Below are 17,047 nucleotides of genomic sequence, written 5' to 3' on the forward strand. Positions count from 1 at the left end.
CGCGCCGCATAGGCCGCGCGTCGTGCCGACCATTGAACCGCGCCTGCGGCTGTCCGGCCCGTCGAACGGGGAGGCTGCGATCCCGTCAGGAGGGCGGGGTGTGGTGGGGTTCCTCTGCGATCTCTCCGTCCACGCCGCGCCGCCAATAGGCCGTGATCATGTGCCGGTTGCGCGGCAGATTCCAGTCGGAGCGGACATGGCGTCGCAGCGCGCGAAAGGCCGCAAATTCGCAGCCCGCCCAGACATACAGGCCGTCCACGGGCTGGCGACGGGCGAGGGCTTGGGCCAGCAGGTCCGTCGTGCCGGGCGCCGCGCCGCGCCGGTGCAGCCATTCGACCGGGCGGGCCAGGGTCTGTTCGTCGTCAGGGCCGTCCACTTCGATGATCGTGTCGCACCGGGTGCTGTCGGGCACCGATTCCAGGATGCGGGCGATGGCGGGCAGGGCGGTCTCGTCCCCCAGCAACAGCAGATGCGGTGCCGCCGGCATCGGACCGCCCCCCGGACCCAGCAGGCCCGCCACATCGCCGGGACGGCAGGACGCGGCCCAGTTGGCCGCCGAATCGGCGTCGGTCTGATGCAGCACAAAGTCGATCTCGACCTGGCCGCGCGCCAGATCGACGGTGCGGATTGTATAGACCCTGACGATGAGGGCGTCGTCGTCCCTGGGAAAGCTGAGCGCGCCGCTGGCCGTCAGCACCGGCCAGACCGGGGGCAGGTCCGCGCGGCGGTTCCGCATGGGCAAAAGCAGGCGGACATGCAGCTCGTCCATGGGCAGGGCCTGCAGGTCGGGCACGGCCAGAGTGACGCGCTGGACCGCGGGGGTCACGCGGCGCGATGCGGTCACCGTGGCCTGCCGGAAGAAGGGCGGCAGACCTTCGGTCTGACCGTCGCCCTGCCACTGGAACTCGACCTCTTGCGCCAGATATTCGCGGATGTGATCGACGAAGATCAGCTTGATATAGCTGAGGCCGATCGGGTTGACCCCATCGGCCAGGACGGCCAGCCCGTCGCCGTCGCGATGCACCCGCAGGCGCCCCAGGGACAGCGGCATGTCCCAGGGGCCGTCCGGGCCGCCGAAGATGTATTCCGAATGGTCCGCGGCGAACTGGGCCATGGCACGGACGCCGTCGGGATGGGAAAGCCGGGTTTGCGCATGCAGCATCAAGGTCTCTCGGATCAGAGGTTTCTTTGGCTGCGGCACGGGCCTGGCTGCGCCCGCCTCTAGCCGATGGCGGCGGCATGGGCAATATCGGGCCTAGGGTGCCGCACCGCGCGGTCAGTACATTGAATCGCGATAGGCCTGTTCCAGACCGGCATCCAGACGCGCCATCTCAACCGGGTCCTGCGGCGGCGCGGCGGTCTGATCCAGGATGATCCGTGTCAGGGTCGGCATCTGCGCCCGGTCCTGATGATGGGTGGGGTCCCAAAGCCGGGACCTGCGCAGGGCCTTGGCGCAATGCAGAAAGACCTCATCGACGCTGACGGCGATGGCCAGCCTGGGGGCCCGGTCATTGACCGCCATCATCTGCAGCAGATCGGGATCGCGGGTCAGGGCGGCGCGCCCGTTGACCCGCAAGGTCTCGTCAAAGCCGGGGATCAGGAACAGCAGGCCGACGACCGGGTTGGCGATCAGGTTCGACAGGCTGTCCAGTCGGTTGTTGCCGGGACGATCGGGAATCAGCACCGTCTTGTCGTCCAGCACCGTGACGAATCCCGGCGGATCGCCGCGCGGGCTGACATCGGCCATACCGTCGGGCGTCTGCGTGCCGATGCACAGGAACGGCGCGCGGGCGATGAAGTCGCGCGCATGGAGGTCCAGCCGGTCCAGGCATTTACGCAGGGCCAGATCGTGGACCTTGGGGAACAGGGCGCGCAAGGCAGCCTCGTCCCGGACCAGAAATTCCGGCTTCAGTCGGGTGTCGGTCATTCAGGTCTCCTTTGGCGGCACGGGCCGGTGATGCGCCGCGCGGGCATGTTGACAAGACCAGAGCGCCGTGACAAGCCCAACTAAATCTATAAGGTACTCGTGATGGCACCGATCTTCCGCCCCGTTCTTTTGCAGGCCTGCCTGATCGCCGCCGCTACGGCCATCCCCGCGGCGGCCGAGACCGCCTTTCCTCTGACCATCGACCACGCCTTTGGCCAGACCGTGATTCCCGCGCGGCCCGAGCGCGTGGCGACGGTGGCCTGGGCCAACCACGAGGTGCCGCTGGCCCTGGGGATCGTGCCGGTGGGCTTTGCCGCCGCGGGGTTCGGGGACGAGGATGGCGACGGCCTGCTGCCTTGGGTCAAGGCCCGCCTGGACGAGCTGGGCGCCGATGCCCCACCGCTGTTCGACGAGGGCGACGGCATCGATTTCGAGGCGGTCGCGGCCAGCGCGCCCGACGTGATCCTGGCAGCCTATTCCGGGCTGAGCCGGGCCGATTACGACACGCTCAGCCAGATCGCGCCGGTCGTGGCCTATCCGGACGCGCCCTGGGCTACCGATTGGCGCGCGGTGATCACACTGAACGCTGCCGGCCTGGGCATGGCATCCGAGGGCGCGGCCCTGATCGCGGGGCTGGAGGCGCAGATTGCCGATGCCGCCGCCGCGCATCCTGAACTGGCCGGGACATCGGCCATGTTCATCACCCATCTGGACACCACCAATCTGAGCGTGATCCGGTTCTATTCGGCCACTGACACGCGGGTAAAGTTCTTTGCCGATCTGGGCCTGACGATGCCGCAAAGCGTCCGCGACGCCACCCGGCCCGGCCAGTATTCCGGCGAAACCAGCGCCGAGCTGATTGACAGTTTCGACGATGTGGACATTTTCGTCTCCTATGGCGGGCCGGAGCTGCGGGCGGGGCTGATGGCCGATCCGCTGGTCGCGCATATGCCCGCGGTCGCCGCCGGGGCGCTGGTGATGCTGGGCAATGATGCCACGGGGACCGGGGCCAATCCGACGCCGCTGTCGATCCCCTGGGTGCTGGATGATTACGTCGGCCTGCTGGCCGAGGCAGCCCGCGCCGTCCGATGACCGCCCGCCCGTCCCCCGTTCCGCGCGGCGCGATCCTGCTGGGCGCGCTGGCCGTGATGTGCCTGCTGGCGGTCCTGTCCATCGCGGTCGGGACGCGGTCCCTTGGCTTGGCCGAGGTGCTGGGCGGGCTGGCCGGGCGCACCGAGACGATTGGCCAGGCCGCCGCCGGGCTGCGTGTCCCGCGCACGCTGCTGGCGGTGCTGGCCGGGGCGGCGCTTGGCCTGTCGGGGGCGATCCTGCAGGGGGTGACGCGCAACCCGCTGGCCGATCCCGGCATCCTGGGCATCAACAACGGCGCCGCGCTCGCGGTCGTCATCGGAATCGCGTGGTTCGGGATTGGCGCGGCATCAAGCTATATCTGGCTGGCGATTCTGGGGGCGGGGCTGACGGCGGCCTTTGTCTATGCGGTCGGCTCGATCGGGCGGGGCGGGGCCACGCCGTTGAAGCTGGCGCTGGCGGGGGCCGCGACCTCGGTCGCGCTGTCGTCGCTGACCCTGGCGGTGGTGCTGCCGCGCGCGGATATCGCCGGGGGCGTACAGTCCTGGCAGGTGGGCGGGGTGGGTGGCGCGACGCTGGACCGGACGCTGCTGGTGCTGCCCTTTCTGGGGGCCGGGCTGGTTCTGGCGCTGCTGTCGGCGCGCAGGCTGAACCTTCTGGCCTTGGGCGACGATCTGGCCGCGGGCCTTGGCGAAAAGGTCGCGCTGGCGCGTGCGGGCGCGTCCCTGGGCGCGATCCTGCTATGTGGGGCGGCGACGGCGGTCTGCGGCCCGATCGGCTTTGTCGGGCTGGTCGTGCCGCATGTCTGCCGGCTGCTGCTGGGGGTGGATCATCGCTGGCTGCTGCCGGCCTCGGCGGTGGGCGGGGCGGGGCTGCTGCTGGCCTCGGACATCACGGGCCGCATCCTGGCCCGCCCGAGCGAGCTGGAGGTCGGCATCGTCACCGCGCTGATCGGCGCGCCCGTCTTCATCTGGATCGTGCGCCGCCAGCGGCTGCGCGCGCTATGATCGCGACCCTCGTCACCCCCGGCCGCCACCGCCGTCTGACGCGACGCCGCGCCGTGATGCTGGCCCTGGCCGCGGTGGTGGCGGGGCTGTTCATGCTGACCCTGATGCTGGGGCAAAGCCTGACGCCGCCGGGCGATGTGCTGCGCGTGCTGGCGGGGCAGGACGTGCCCGGCGCCAGCTTTACGGTCGGACAGCTGCGCCTGCCGCGGGCGGTGATCGCGACGCTGGCGGGGATGTGCCTGGGCCTGGGCGGCGCAGCCTTTCAAGTGATGCTGCGCAACCCGCTGGCCAGCCCCGACATCATCGGCGTCAGCGCCGGGGCCAGCGCGGCGGCGGTCTTTGCCATCGTCTTTCTGTCGGTCAGCGGTGCCAGCCTGTCGATCATCGCCATCGCGGCGGGGCTGGGGGTGGCGGCGCTGATCTATCTGCTGTCCTTTCGGGACGGGGTCAGCGGCGCGCGGCTGATCCTGGTCGGGATCGGAATCTCGTCGATGATCAACAGCTTCATCGCCTATGCGCTGGTCCGCGCCCCCGGCTGGAGCCTGCAGGAGGCGCTGCGCTGGCTGGGCGGCAGCGTGAATGCCGTGCGGATCGAACAGGCCGGGCCGCTGCTGGCAGCCCTGGTGGTGTTCGGCGGCCTCGTGCTGTCGCGCAGCCGCGATCTGGAGACGCTGCGCATGGGCGACGACATGGCGGCGGCCCTGGGCGTGCGGGTTGGTGCGGTGCGGCTGTCGGTGATGATGGGCGCGGTCGGCATGATCGCCGTCGCCACCTCGGTCACCGGGCCCATCGCCTTTGTCGCGTTTCTGGCGGGCCCCATCGCGCTGCGGATCATCGGGCCGCATGGTTCCGTGCTGATCCCGGCGGCGCTGATCGGGGCGATCCTGGTGCTGGGGGGCGATTACGCGGGCCAATTCCTGCTGCCTGCCCGCTATCCCGTGGGCGTCGTGACCGGGGCGCTTGGCGCGCCGTTCCTCATCTGGCTCATCATCCGCGCCAATAAAACCGGAGGGTCGCTGTGACCATCAACCACCGCCTGCAGGTACAGGACCTGACCGCCGGTTACGGCGACCGCACCATCATCGAGGGGCTGGGGATCGACCTGCTGCCCGGTCGCATCACGGCCATCGTGGGGGCGAATGCCTGCGGGAAATCGACCCTGCTGCGGGTCATGTCGCGCCTGCTGCGTCCGCGCGGCGGGCAGGTCACGCTGGACGGCGCGGCGATCCACGGCATGCCGACCCGCGCGCTGGCCCGCGTTCTGGGCCTGCTGCCGCAATCGCCCATCGCGCCCGAGGGCATCACCGTGGCCGATCTGGTCGGGCGCGGGCGGCATCCGCATCATGGCCTGATGTCGCGATGGGGCCCGGCGGACGACCATGCGGTCGCCACCGCACTGGAGGTCACGCGGATCACCGATCTGGCCGACCGGACCGTGGACGAGTTGTCGGGCGGACAGCGCCAGCGCGCCTGGATCGCCATGGCGCTGGCGCAGGACACCGACCTGCTGCTGCTGGACGAGCCGACGACCTTTCTGGACGTCGCCCACCAGATCGAGCTGTTGGACCTGCTGTGCGATCTGAACGCCCGGCGCGGCACGACCATCGTGATGGTGCTGCATGACCTGAACCTGGCCGCGCGCTATGCCGACCAGCTGATCGCGCTGAGGGCCGGGCGGGTGCATGCCCAGGGCAGCCCCGAGGCGGTCCTGACCGAGGCGACCATCGCCCAGGTCTTTGGCCTGACGGCCCGGGTCATGCGCGACCCCGTGTCGGGCTGCCCGATGATGCTGCCGATCGGGCGTCACAGGCTGGCGGCGAAGTAGTCGACTGAAACTGTCGCTTTTTGGCAACGGCGGGGGAACTTTGACCCCCTTCGCTTGTCGCACGGGTCCGGCGGGCATAAAGCGCAGGAAGTCCGACAGTTTCAATAAGGATTCGCCATGTCCCCCTCCCTCCGTGCCAGCCGGCCTTGCCGCCGCGCGCTTTTGTCCTGCTGCGCCGCCATCGCCCTGCTGTCGGCCCCGCCCGCGGCCCTGGCGCAGGAGACCGGGGGGACCCGGCTGTCGCCGGTCATCCTGCTGCCCGGGATCACGCTGGACGTGTCGGGCGCCGATGACGATGCGGGCACCGTCGTCGCGCAGGAGATGGCGGTCGGCGGCAAGATCGCGACCAGCATTCTGGACACGCCCGCCTCCGTCTCGGTCATCACCCGCAAGGAGATCGAGCGTCGCGACGCCCGCACCCTGGAGGATGTGCTGCAATATTCCGCGAGCGCGATCAGCGACTATTACGGGACCGACGACCGCAACGACTATTTCCTGATCCGGGGGTTCCAGGCCTCGACCTATCGCGACGGGATCACCCTGGGGTCGATGCGCGGCATCCGCGAGGAACCGCTGGCCTATGACCGGGTCGAGGTGATCCGCGGCGCCAACTCCACCCTGTTCGGGGTGGCCGATCCGGGCGGCTCGATCAATTTCGTGACCAAGCGCCCGCGGGGCGAGCGTATCGCCGATGTCTTTGCCGCCGTCGGATCGCATGACCGCAAGGAGGTGGGCTTTGACGTGGGCGACGTGCTGACGCCCGACGCGACCCTGTCCTGGCGGCTGACCGGCAAGGTTCAGGACAGCGCCCGCGAATATGATTTCTCGCGCGATGACCGGCGCTTTCTGATGGGCGGCCTGACCTGGCAGCCAAGCGACGTGACCTCGGTCAGCCTGATCGTGGACCACCTGAAGCAGGATGCGACGCCGAATGGCGGCGGCTATCCGCGCTTTGGCGATTACGACCGCAGCCTGTTCCTGGGCGAGCCGGATTTCAACTATCTCAACGTCGACCGCACCACCGCCAGCGTCATCGTCGATCATGATTTCGGCGGCGGGCTGACCCTGCGGTCGAACCTGCGCCATAGCGACACGGCGGATGATTACGGCTATGTCTATATCGCGGGCGATGACGGGGTCTTTCCCGTCGGGCGCGGTTTCATCGCGACCGATGGCGCGGCCGACGAACGCGCGAGCAACGTCATTCTGCAGTATGCCCGCCAGTTCGGGCGCATCGACAGCAACACCCTGGCCGGGATCGAATATCGCGACGTGTCGTCGAACCAGACCTCGTATTTCGCGGGTGCCGCGCCGATCGACCCGCGCGATCCGGTCTATACCGGTGCGCCCGACAGCCTGGTGCCCTATCTGGACCAGCGCCGCGACAGCACGAACAAGGCCGTGTTTGCCCAGCAGAACCTGTCGCTGGACGACCGCTTCATCCTGACGGTCGGGGCGCGTCACGACCGCCTGACCCTGCGCGAGGCGGACCTGCTGGCCGCGACCGATCTGAACGACGATTATGCGGAGACGTCGGGCCGGGCCGCGCTGACCTGGAAGGTGACGCCCGACATCTCGGCCTATGTCAGCTATGCCGAATCGGTGGCACCGCCCGCCCTCGGGGTCGAGCCCGAGCGCGGCGACCAATACGAGCTGGGCCTGAAATACGCGCCCCAGGGCATGAACGCCCTGTTCAGCGCGGCGGTCTATGATCTGCGCAAGACCAACATCACGGTCGTCGATCCCGACACCTTCGACCGGTCCCTGGTCGGAGAGATCCGGGTGCGCGGCGTCGATCTGGAGGCCAAGGCCGAGATCACCCCGGACCTGAGCCTGCTTGCGGCCTATTCCTACACCGACAGCCAGGTGCTGCGGTCGGACCCGGTCCGCGGCGTGGAGATCGTCGGCAACGAGATGGGGTCGGTCCCCAATCACGCCGCCTCGGTCTGGGTGGACTATACGCTGGCCGGTGCGGGCGCACGGGGCGACATGACCTTTGGCCTGGGCGCGCGCTATACCGGCACGTATTTCTTTGCGACGCAAAACAACAACGGTCGCAGCCAGGCCGCGCTGCTGCTGGATGCCGCCTACAGCTATGCGATCACGGACAGCACGCAGCTGGCGGTGAACGTGCACAACCTGACGGATGAAAAGCACGTCGTCGGTCGCGGCAGCGCCGATTACTACAACCCCGGCCGCGAGGTCGCGCTGACCCTGCGAAGCCGGTTCTGACGCGGGATGATCAGCGTCCCGGGCGGCCCGCGATCAGAAAGCCCAGGACGCCGATGACCGGACCGGGGACCAGCAGCCAGACGGCGGCCGGTCCGATCCTCTGGAACAGCGCCATGGTCAGCGTGATCGAGGCCACGGTGATCGCAAATCCGACCGCGTTCTGGATGGCCAGAGAGGCTGCCACGGCATCGCGCGGGCAGGCCCGCGCCGACAGCGCCGAGAACTGGGGCGAATCCGCCACGACCGAGGCGCCCCAGACCAGCAGCAACCCCAGCAGCAGCGCCGGGGGCAGCCCCTGCCAGAACGCGGCCACACCGACCGCGCAGGCGCCCGACAGGATCAGCGACGCCAGGGCGACCCGTGCGCTGCCGATCACCGTCGCCAGACGGCCGCCTGCAAGGCAGCCCAGGGCGCCCGTCCCGATGATCAGGAAGGACAGCCCCGCCACCCCAAGCGCGGGATAGATCGCGGCCAGCCCCGTCGCGCCGACCAGCAGCGGCACGAGGGTCCAGAAGGCATACAGCTCCCACATATGTCCGAAATAGCCCAGGGCGGCGGCGCGAAAGGCGGGCACGGCAAAGGCATCCATGACCGCCGGTCGGTGGCGCGCGCCGGACCTGCGCGCCCGCCGGGTGGGGCGGGGCAGGTGGGGGCCGTCGCCCAACCGGGCGATCAGCGCGGCGCCGATGATGGCCAGGCCCGACGATCCCGCGACCACCCAGTGCCAGGGCAGCGCCCCGGTCGTGGATCGCAGCAGATGCGGCAGGGCGGTGCCAAGCGTCAGCATCGCCACCAGCAGGGCCAGCGACTGGCCGACCCGGTCCGGGGCCCAGCTGACGATCAGCTTCATCCCGATCGGATAGATCCCGGCCAGGGACAGGCCCACCAGAAAGCGGAAGGCGGCGCCGGTCACGACATCCTGGGCGATGAGGGCAAAGCCCAGGTTGAACGCCGCCCCCGCCAGCGCCGAGATCACAAAGATCACGCTGGCCGGAAACCGGTCCGCCAGCCCGCCAAGCGCCATGATCAGGGTGCCTGCGATGAACCCGATCTGGACGGCATTCGTCAGCGTGCCGATATCCGCGACCGTCGCGCCCCAGGACAGCATCAGCCCCTCGGTCACGCTGTTCGCGCTGAACCACAGCGACGTCCCGAACAGCTGGGCCAGCGAGATCACCGCGACCGCCCCGGGGCGATGGTGCTGCGACGGTGCGGTCATGAGCGGTCCTTTGCGGCGACGGCCCATCGTTTCAGCAAAACCTGTGACCGTCGAGCCGTGGCGGTCATCGCGGCACGACGGTCATCGAGCCGTCGGTCTCCAGCATGACCCACAGGACCGCGTCGATGTCCGACTGTCCGCTTTGGCGCAATGCGGCCTGGACCTCGTCCCGGGTGACGCGCTGGCGTCTCATGGCGTCGGGCAGATAGCGGCCCCGATGGACCAGCAGGGCCGGCTCTGCCTTGATCAGCCCCTGAAAGCGCGGCGACCGCACCGAGGCCCAGGTGATGGCGTATTGCAGGCAGATCAGCAGGGCCAGCGCCGCCACCCCCTCGGCCAGCGGGATGCCGTCGTCCAGCAGCACCGTGGACAGGGTCGACCCCAAGGCCACGGTCACGATCAGGTCAAAGGCGTTCATCTTGCTCAGCGTCCGCTTGCCCGAGACACGCAGCATCAGGATCAGCGCGGCATAGGCCAGCAGTCCGACCAGCGGGATGCGGATCAGGCTGGGCCAGCTGTCGAATAGGATCGGATCGGGCATGGTGCCTCCCTTCGGTGATCTGTCGGTGTGGCGGACTGGCCCTGCATCGCAGGCTGGCAGGCGGCAGACAAGGTGACCGCGCGCGGAGGCCTTTTGCGGTGCGGGGCATCAGGAACGCATGGTTGTGTCCTTTCTCTATGGGCGCAAGGACCCGCCCCACGGCATACCGCCGCTGGAGCGGGTCGTGCGGTGGGGTGACCGGGCGTGACCTCTGAGCCGCCCGGCCAGCGCGGGCCGGATTGTCGAAGGGGGCGTGGTCCTGACATGGCAGGCGATGCAGGCGTCGGAACTGGACAGCGGCGGGATCGCCTCGGGGGCGTGGCCGGGCGGCGCCTTTCGCCCCGACGGCGCCGGTCTGCTGGCCGGTGACAGCATCGGCGGCCTGAACCGGACACGCCGTGTCGCGGACCGGAGCGTCGTGCTGCATCACGAACGCGCTCTCTGGATTGGGGCGTCCAGGTGCGGGCAGAGGGGGTGCGGTCGATCATGACGGCATGGACATCCGGGGCTGCGGTGGCTGGTGTGGGTCACGAATGCGGCCTTTCGCTGGAATGCTTGGATCGGGGGCGCAGGGAACGACTTTCGGAACGGATGGTTTCAGATCAACCGCACTCAAGGACCATGCTCATGCCCCACCGCCCGATACTGGTGTTCGATGTCAATGAAACGCTGCTGGATCTGGATCACCTGTGCCCGCTGTTTCACGACATCTTTGGCGACGGTTCTGTGATGCGGGAGTGGTTCGCGCAGCTGATCCTTTATTCGCAGACCCTGACGATCAGCGGGCTTCGCAGCGATTTCGGCGCGCTTGCGGTCGCGGTCCTGCGCATGACCGGGGATATCCGCGGGGTTGCCATCTCGGAGGCGGAGGGCTGTGCGTTGCGCCAGGCGATCGGGTCGATGCCCGCGCATCCGGACGCGGCCTGGGCGCTGGATCACCTGGCGCAGCAGGGGTTCCGCCTGGTGACGCTGACCAATTCGCCGCCGGCCAGGGGGCCCTCGGCGCTGGAGCGGGCGGGACTGGCGCCGTATGTCGAGGCCAGCTTCAGCGTGCAGCCCACCAACCGCTTCAAGCCCGCGCCGGAAACCTATCAGCAGGTTGCGGATGCGCTGGCGGTGTCGCCGTGCGATCTGTGTCTGGTGGCCTGTCATGCCTGGGACACGATCGGGATGCAGGCGATGGGGGGGCTGGGCGCGCTGGTCACGCATGGGGTCAACGCCCCGCTGGTCCTGCCGGGCGTGCCGCGCCCCGATGTGGTGGCCCCCGACCTTCGGACCCTGGCGCAGGCCATCGTCCAGCGGTGGGGCGGTCGATAGGACGCAATTCTGTCCCCGCGGCTTTTCGCGGGTCCGCAACCGGCGTGGCGAAACCGCCCCTTTCACCTGTCCGGTGACAAGGAGGGGCCGCTTCCGGCCCTGGGGCCGAACGGCCCGCTGGCACAGGATCAGGTGGCGGTCTTCGGGCAGGTCGTGGATCTGGTCGGCGGTGACGACGGCGGCGTTCCAGGACGAGCGTGACCGGCCGTTCGCGGCGCTGGCCGCGGCATCGTCTGAAGGGCGCGTTCGGGGCAGGGGGGCGGACAGGCTGGCACCGGCCGGCGCTGCTGGCCCCGGAGGGACCGCACACGCGGTCGTGATCCGGCTTCCGGAAAACCTCTGTAACAAAGATGACTGCGGGTAGACTTGTCAGGGCGACACGGCCAAGGGGCTGATGCGGAAGGCCACAAGGAACGCAGTGTGAAGAAACCCGTCTTGTTCATCGCCCTTGCGGGGCTTGTCGTGGCGGCGCTGTGGCTGCTGTCCGGTCAGGACATCGACCTGCAAAGCCTGCGCAACCGGTTGGCCGCCATCGGCACGCTCCAGCAGGACCGCCCGCTGCTGGTCGCGGGCCTGTTCCTGGTGGCCTATGTGGCGGTGACGGCGCTGTCCTTGCCCATCGCGGTCTGGCTGACGCTGGCGGGGGGGGCGCTGTTCGGGTTCTGGACGGGGCTGCTGATCGTGTCCTTTGCCTCGGCCATGGGCGCGACGCTGGCCTTTCTGGCGTCGCGCTATCTGCTGCGGGACTGGGTGCGCGCACGGTTGGGCGCGCGGGCCGAAGCGATCGAGGCGGGGCTTGCGCGGGACGGGGCGTTCTATCTGTTCTCGCTGCGGCTGATGCCGGTGGTGCCGTTCTTTGCGGTGAACCTGCTGATGGGGCTGACGCGGGTCCCGGCCTGGACGTTCTATTGGGTCAGCCAGCTGGGGATGCTGGCGGGCACGGCGGTCTATGTGAATGCCGGCACGCAGCTGGCGGGCCTGGACAGCCTGTCGGCCATTGTCTCTCCGCCGCTACTGGCGTCATTCGCGCTGTTGGCGATGTTTCCCTGGATCGCGCGTGCGGGGCTGGGCCTGTGGCGGCGGCGGCGCGTCTATGCGGGCTGGACCCGGCCCAAGCGGTTCGACCGCAATCTGGTGGTGATCGGGGCGGGCTCTGCGGGGCTGGTCTCGGCCTATATCGCGGCGGCCACCAAGGCGCGCGTGACCCTGGTCGAGGCGGGCGCCATGGGCGGCGACTGCCTGAACTATGGATGCGTGCCGTCCAAGGCCCTGATCCGAAGCGCGACCCTGGCGCATCAGATGCGCCATGCCGGACAGTACGGCCTGACGGACACGCCGCCGGCCATTCCGTTCCGGTCCGTCATGGACCGCATCCACCGCATCATCGCCGACATCGCCCCGCATGACAGCGTCGAACGCTATACCAAGCTGGGGGTCGAGGTGCTGCAGGGGCATGCGCGCCTGATCGACCCCTGGACGGTCGAGATCACCGATGCGGCGGGTGCACGGCAGCGCCTGACGACCCGCGCGGTGATCATCGCGACCGGCGCGCGGCCATTCTTGCCGCCGCTGCCGGGGCTGGATCTGGTCGATCCGCTGACCTCGGACACGCTGTGGACGCGGCTGCGGGGGCAGGATCATGTGCCGCCCCGGCTGGTGGTGCTGGGCGGCGGGCCGATCGGCTGCGAACTGGCGCAGGCCTTTGCGCGGCTTGGTTCCACCGTCACGCAGATCGAGATGGCGCCCCGGCTGATGATGCGCGAGGATGCGGACGCCGCGGCGCTGGTGACGGCCGCGATGCAGGCCGATGGCGTGTCGGTCCTGACCGGTCACCGGGCCGTGGCCTGCGGTGTGGATCAGGACGGCAAGTGGATCGAGATCGATCATGACGGAGGCTCCCGCCGCATCGCGTTCGACCAGATCATCGTGGCCGTCGGTCGCAGCGCGCGTCTGGAGGGTTTCGGCCTGGAGGAGCTGGGCATCGCCAGCGACCGGACCATCGCCGTGAACGACTATCTGGAGACGCGATTCCCCAACATCCTGGCGGCGGGCGACGTCGCGGGGCCGTTCCAGTTCACCCATACCGCCTCGCATCAGGCCTGGTTCGCGTCGGTCAACGCGCTGTTCGGCACGTTCCGCAAGTTCAAGGCCGACTACCGGGTGATCCCCTGGGCAACCTTCACCGCGCCCGAACTGGCCCGCGTCGGCCTGTCCGAGGCCGAGGCCCGCGACCGGGGCATCGCGGTCGAGGTCACGCGCCATGATCTGTCGGGGCTGGACCGTGCCATCTCCGACGGCGCGGCGCATGGGTTCGTCAAGGTCCTGACCGCGCCGGGCACCGACCGCATCCTGGGGGCGACCATCGTGGGCGATCACGCGGGCGATCTGATCGCCGAGTTCGCCCTGGCCATGAAGCACAGGCTGGGCCTGAACAAGATCCTGGGCACCATCCACATCTATCCGACCTGGGCCGAGGCGAACAAGGCCGTCGCCGGCACCTGGCGCCGCGCGCATGTGAACCCCCGCCTGCTGGCCATCGTCCAGCGGTTCCACGACTGGAGGCGCGGATGATCGATGCCCGTCTGCAACCCCTGCAGCGCGCCGTCCTGCAACCGCCCGCGGCGCGGCTGGCGGCGCGCGGCGTCAGCGCCGATGCCATCAGCATCGCAGGCTTTGTGATCGGCCTGCTGGCCATTCCGGCGCTGGCATTCGGCTGGTGGACGGCGGCGTTTGTGCTGATCGCCGCGAACCGGATCATGGACGGGCTGGACGGGGCAGTCGCGCGCATCAACGGCCCGACCGACCGCGGCGCGTTTCTGGACATCGCGCTGGATTTCGTCTTCTACGCGCTGGTCCCCCTGGGCTTTGCGCTGCACGACCCGGCCGCGAACGCGCTGCCGGCGGCGGTCCTGATCGCGGCCTTTGTCGGCACCGGGTCGTCGTTCCTGGCCTTTGCCGCCATCGCCGCCAAGCGCGGTGACCGTGCCACGCGGTTTCGCACCAAGGGCATCTATTACCTGGGTGGATTGACCGAAGGGTTCGAGACCATCGTACTGTTTCTGGCCATGTGCCTGTTTCCCGCGTCCTTTCCGACGCTAGCATGGATCTTTGCCGCTGCCTGCGGCGTGACGACGATCCTGCGCTGGCATGAGGGCTGGACCGCCTTTCGCTGATTCCCGAATGGCTGAAGACGTCTATGAACCCCGCCCTGACCACCGCCGCCGCCACCCTGCTGCTAGGCGTCACGCCCGCATTCTCCCAGACCTGGCAGGACGTCCTTGACGAGGCCCGGGGCCAGACCGTCTATTTCCATGCTTGGGGCGGGGATCAGCGCACCAACGACTTCATCGCCTCGGTCAGGGACGAGGGGCTGGAAAGCCCGTGGCGGCTGGCCAAGCTCGTCTTTGCCTATGATGGCGCCCGCGCCGAGGCGCCGCCCGCCGACATGGCAGCATGGACCGAATGGGCGGCGGCCCATCTGGGGCGCATCACCCATCCCGATCCGTCGGACTTCATGGGCACGACGTTCCTGAAACAGGCCCTGATCGCGCTGTTGCCCTACGGCATCGATCTGTCGGCACCGCCTACCGATGACGGCTTTGCCGCGGCCACCGCACCCCAGTGGGACTGGTATGGCGCGCTGCGCCCGCATCTGTGGCGCGACGGGCGGTCATTCCCGGAGAACGAGAGCACCCAGCAGCAGCCGCTGAATGACGGAGAGATCGACGTGACCGTGTCATTCGATCCGGCATCGGCGGCGGCGGCCATCGCCGGTGGCCTCATGCCCGACACGGTGCGGGTCCATGTCCCGCAGGCGGGCAGCATCGGCAATGTCCAGCTTCGTGGCGATACCGTTCAACGCGGCGCATCAGGCCGGGGCCAAGGTCGTCGACAACGCCCTGCTGGAACCCGCCACGCAGGCGCGCATGCAGAATATAGAGGTGCTGGGATCGTTCTCGATTCTTGATCCGGCGCGGCTGGACGCGGCGGGACAGGCGGCATTCGCGGCCCTGCCCACCGCGCTCGCGCTGCCCGCCCTGGCCGATCTGGGGCGGGTCCTGCCCGAGCCGCATCCCGACTGGATGAGGCGGCTGACCGCTGAATGGCAGGGCCGCTATAACCCGGTGATCTCTCTCAGGATGATCAGCGGCGCGGGGATCGCGCTGGTCGTCCTGGCCCCGGTCCTTCTGGGGCTTGGCGCAGAGCGTCCTGGCCAGGTTCGGGCACATGCCGATGCTGGGCGCGCGGGGGCCGGACCTTGACGCCTGGCGCGCGCTGCTGGGACAGCCGGGCCTGGGGCTGGCGGCGGCGCTGTCGCTGTGGGCGGGGCTGGCCGAGACGGTGATCTCGCTGGCGCTGTCATTCGGGGCGGTGGCGGCGTTGGGGGGCAGGGCCGCGGGGCTGCGCCCCGCTATGGCGCCGCTGCTGGCCGCACCGCATGCCGCGCTAGCCATCGGGCTGGCCTTCGTGATCGCGCTGTCGGGCTGGATCGTGCGCGGGCTGGAAGCAGGTCTTGGCCGGGACCGCCCGCCCGGATTGGCGACGGTGGAAGGCCCTTGGTGGCTGGCGCTGATCCTGGGTCTGGAGCTGAAGGAGGTTCCGTTCCTGACCGTCATCCTTCTGGCCGCCGCGACCCAGATCCCGCTGCGCCAGCAGAGGGCGGCGCGCCGGGCGCTTCGGGATACGGGCGCGCGGCGGTCTAGCTGTGGGTGCTGGCCCCGCAGCTGTGGCCGCTGATCCGGTTGCAGGTGATGATCGTGCCGGCCTTCTCGGTGTTGGTCGTAGACATGGCGCTGATCTTGGGGCCGTCCAACCCGCCCCCGCTGTCGGTCATGGCGGCGCGCCTGTTCACCGACCCCGATCTGCGCGCGATGCTGCCGGTCTCTGCGGGGGCGCTGGCGCAGCTGGCGCTGACTGGGCTGGCGATGGGCCTGTTGTGGGCGGGGGCCCGCCTGTCGGGCACCATCGCGCGGGGGCTGCTGCTGCGGGGCGCGCGGCCATAGAGCCCTGCCCCTGGTGCTGATTGGGCTGTTGGGCCTGCTGTTGCGTACGGACATGGCCCCTATGGTGGCGGTCATCTGGGGCCACCTGCTGTTCGTCTTTCCCTATGTGCTGATCGTGCTGGTCGGGCCGTGGGGTGCGCTGGACCAGCGCTTGGACCGCGCCGCTGCCGCACTTGGCGCGGGGCGGTGGCGCAGGCTGTTGCGGGTCAAGCTGCCGGTCCTGCTGGCCTCCCCTCACTGGCCGCAGCCCTGGGCGGTCTATCTGGCCCCGCTGGTCTTGCCCGCGCCGATCCATCCCAACCGGGCCGCATTGAGGGGAGAGGCGGGATGAGCCTGGAGCTGAGGCATCTGTCCATGCGGGCACCTGATGGTGCGATGCTGTTCACGGAGCTGGATCTGACCATCCCCGCGGGCCAGCTCCTGACGATCACCGGCCCGTCGGTGGGCGGGAAATCGACGCTGCTGGATGCGGTGGGCGGGCATCTGTTGCCGGGGTTCCACATGACGGGACAGGTGGCGCTGCACGGGCGCGATGTTACCGGCCTGCCCCCCGAGGCACGCGGTATCGGCGTGATGCTCCCGCATCTGTCGGTGGCCGACAATCTGCGCTTTGGCCTGTCCCCGGCCGTGACCGGGCGGGCGGCGCGGCGGGCCGCGGTCAAGGATGCGCTGGCGCAGGCGGGCCTGGCCGGGATGGGCGCGCGCGACCCTGCGACCCTGTCGGTCGGCCAGCGCGCGCGGGCGGCCTTGATGCGGACCCTGCTGGCCCGTCCGCAGGCAGTGCTGCCGGATAGTGTCCCACCGACTGGTGTAAGAGCGCCGACCTCCGGAAAGGTCCGAGTCTGATCAGGTGGCCACGGCGGGCAGCCTGACATCGGGATTGTCGG

General features: G+C 69.4%; 18 protein-coding genes. 14 read left to right on the top strand and 4 right to left on the bottom strand.

Translation table 11 applies throughout. The annotated features are described in order from the left end of the window. Positions 1-85: 85 nt before the first annotated feature. Both ABS73_RS16040 and ABS73_RS16045 read right to left on the bottom strand, forming a co-directional pair. Positions 86-1,114, bottom strand: coding sequence for a siderophore-interacting protein (locus ABS73_RS16040; RefSeq protein ID WP_277024100.1), 1,029 nt, complete (start codon positions 1,112-1,114; stop codon positions 86-88). Positions 1,115-1,276: 162 nt separating this feature from the next. Further along, a complete protein-coding gene (locus ABS73_RS16045) occupies positions 1,277-1,927 on the bottom strand; it encodes a pyridoxamine 5'-phosphate oxidase family protein (protein ID WP_277024103.1) in 651 nt (216 codons plus the stop codon). A 102-nt stretch (positions 1,928-2,029) separates the two neighbouring features. On the opposite strand from ABS73_RS16045, the gene ABS73_RS16050 reads away from it, so the two are divergent. The 5 genes from ABS73_RS16050 (at position 2,030) to ABS73_RS16070 (ending at position 8,080) form a co-directional block, all read left to right on the top strand. After that, positions 2,030-3,019 (top strand): ABC transporter substrate-binding protein, encoded by a 990-nt coding sequence (locus ABS73_RS16050; protein ID WP_277024106.1) that lies wholly within the window; start codon positions 2,030-2,032, stop codon positions 3,017-3,019. Next, positions 3,016-4,023 (top strand): FecCD family ABC transporter permease, encoded by a 1,008-nt coding sequence (locus ABS73_RS16055; RefSeq protein ID WP_277024109.1) that lies wholly within the window; start codon positions 3,016-3,018, stop codon positions 4,021-4,023. Before ABS73_RS16050 ends, ABS73_RS16055 begins: the two co-directional genes overlap by 4 nt. Next, positions 4,020-5,045 (top strand): FecCD family ABC transporter permease, encoded by a 1,026-nt coding sequence (locus ABS73_RS16060; RefSeq protein WP_277024112.1) that lies wholly within the window; start codon positions 4,020-4,022, stop codon positions 5,043-5,045. The genes ABS73_RS16055 and ABS73_RS16060 overlap by 4 nt, the downstream gene beginning before the upstream one ends. A 2-nt stretch (positions 5,046-5,047) precedes the next feature. Then, positions 5,048-5,848, top strand: a complete 801-nt coding sequence (locus tag ABS73_RS16065) for an ABC transporter ATP-binding protein (RefSeq protein WP_423805194.1) — start codon at positions 5,048-5,050, stop codon at positions 5,846-5,848. A gap of 117 nt (positions 5,849-5,965) precedes the next feature. Beyond that, on the top strand, positions 5,966-8,080 hold the full coding sequence (locus ABS73_RS16070) for a TonB-dependent siderophore receptor (RefSeq protein WP_277024118.1): 2,115 nt from the start codon (positions 5,966-5,968) through the stop codon (positions 8,078-8,080). Positions 8,081-8,090: 10 nt separating this feature from the next. Here ABS73_RS16070 and ABS73_RS16075 read toward each other — a convergent pair whose 3' ends face one another. Beyond that, positions 8,091-9,299 (bottom strand): MFS transporter, encoded by a 1,209-nt coding sequence (locus tag ABS73_RS16075; RefSeq protein ID WP_277024119.1) that lies wholly within the window; start codon positions 9,297-9,299, stop codon positions 8,091-8,093. A 64-nt stretch (positions 9,300-9,363) separates the two neighbouring features. Next, on the bottom strand, positions 9,364-9,840 hold the full coding sequence (locus ABS73_RS16080) for a DUF421 domain-containing protein (RefSeq protein WP_277024121.1): 477 nt from the start codon (positions 9,838-9,840) through the stop codon (positions 9,364-9,366). A 627-nt stretch (positions 9,841-10,467) separates the two neighbouring features. Between ABS73_RS16080 and ABS73_RS16085 the strand changes: the two genes are divergently transcribed. From ABS73_RS16085 to ABS73_RS16125, 9 genes are all read left to right on the top strand, one after another. Continuing rightward, a complete protein-coding gene (locus ABS73_RS16085) occupies positions 10,468-11,157 on the top strand; it encodes a haloacid dehalogenase type II (RefSeq protein ID WP_277024122.1) in 690 nt (229 codons plus the stop codon). Between the two features lie 420 nt (positions 11,158-11,577). Beyond that, on the top strand, positions 11,578-13,728 hold the full coding sequence (locus ABS73_RS16090; protein WP_277024124.1) for a dihydrolipoyl dehydrogenase family protein: 2,151 nt from the start codon (positions 11,578-11,580) through the stop codon (positions 13,726-13,728). Next, positions 13,725-14,330 (top strand): CDP-alcohol phosphatidyltransferase family protein, encoded by a 606-nt coding sequence (locus ABS73_RS16095; protein WP_277024128.1) that lies wholly within the window; start codon positions 13,725-13,727, stop codon positions 14,328-14,330. Before ABS73_RS16090 ends, ABS73_RS16095 begins: the two co-directional genes overlap by 4 nt. Before the next feature lie 23 nt (positions 14,331-14,353). Continuing rightward, positions 14,354-15,124: an extracellular solute-binding protein gene (locus ABS73_RS16100; RefSeq protein WP_277024130.1), complete on the top strand. Its 771-nt coding sequence runs from the start codon at positions 14,354-14,356 to the stop codon at positions 15,122-15,124. Then, on the top strand, positions 15,084-15,419 hold the full coding sequence (locus tag ABS73_RS16105; RefSeq protein ID WP_277024132.1) for a hypothetical protein: 336 nt from the start codon (positions 15,084-15,086) through the stop codon (positions 15,417-15,419). The genes ABS73_RS16100 and ABS73_RS16105 overlap by 41 nt, the downstream gene beginning before the upstream one ends. Next, the gene (locus tag ABS73_RS16110; protein WP_277024134.1) at positions 15,385-15,894 is read left to right on the top strand and encodes an ABC transporter permease family protein; all 510 of its coding nucleotides are present in this window, start codon (positions 15,385-15,387) and stop codon (positions 15,892-15,894) included. The genes ABS73_RS16105 and ABS73_RS16110 overlap by 35 nt, the downstream gene beginning before the upstream one ends. Next, positions 15,867-16,160 carry a hypothetical protein gene (locus ABS73_RS16115; protein ID WP_277024136.1) on the top strand — a complete coding sequence of 98 codons (294 nt, stop codon included), beginning with the start codon at positions 15,867-15,869 and terminating at the stop codon, positions 16,158-16,160. The genes ABS73_RS16110 and ABS73_RS16115 overlap by 28 nt, the downstream gene beginning before the upstream one ends. A gap of 52 nt (positions 16,161-16,212) precedes the next feature. Continuing rightward, positions 16,213-16,491 carry a hypothetical protein gene (locus tag ABS73_RS16120; RefSeq protein ID WP_277024139.1) on the top strand — a complete coding sequence of 93 codons (279 nt, stop codon included), beginning with the start codon at positions 16,213-16,215 and terminating at the stop codon, positions 16,489-16,491. Beyond that, a complete protein-coding gene (locus ABS73_RS16125) occupies positions 16,488-17,006 on the top strand; it encodes an ATP-binding cassette domain-containing protein (protein WP_338118617.1) in 519 nt (172 codons plus the stop codon). Before ABS73_RS16120 ends, ABS73_RS16125 begins: the two co-directional genes overlap by 4 nt. Positions 17,007-17,047 lie beyond the last annotated feature (41 nt).

This window comes from Paracoccus sp. SCN 68-21 (assembly GCF_001724535.1).
GTDB lineage: Bacteria > Pseudomonadota > Alphaproteobacteria > Rhodobacterales > Rhodobacteraceae > Paracoccus > Paracoccus hibiscisoli.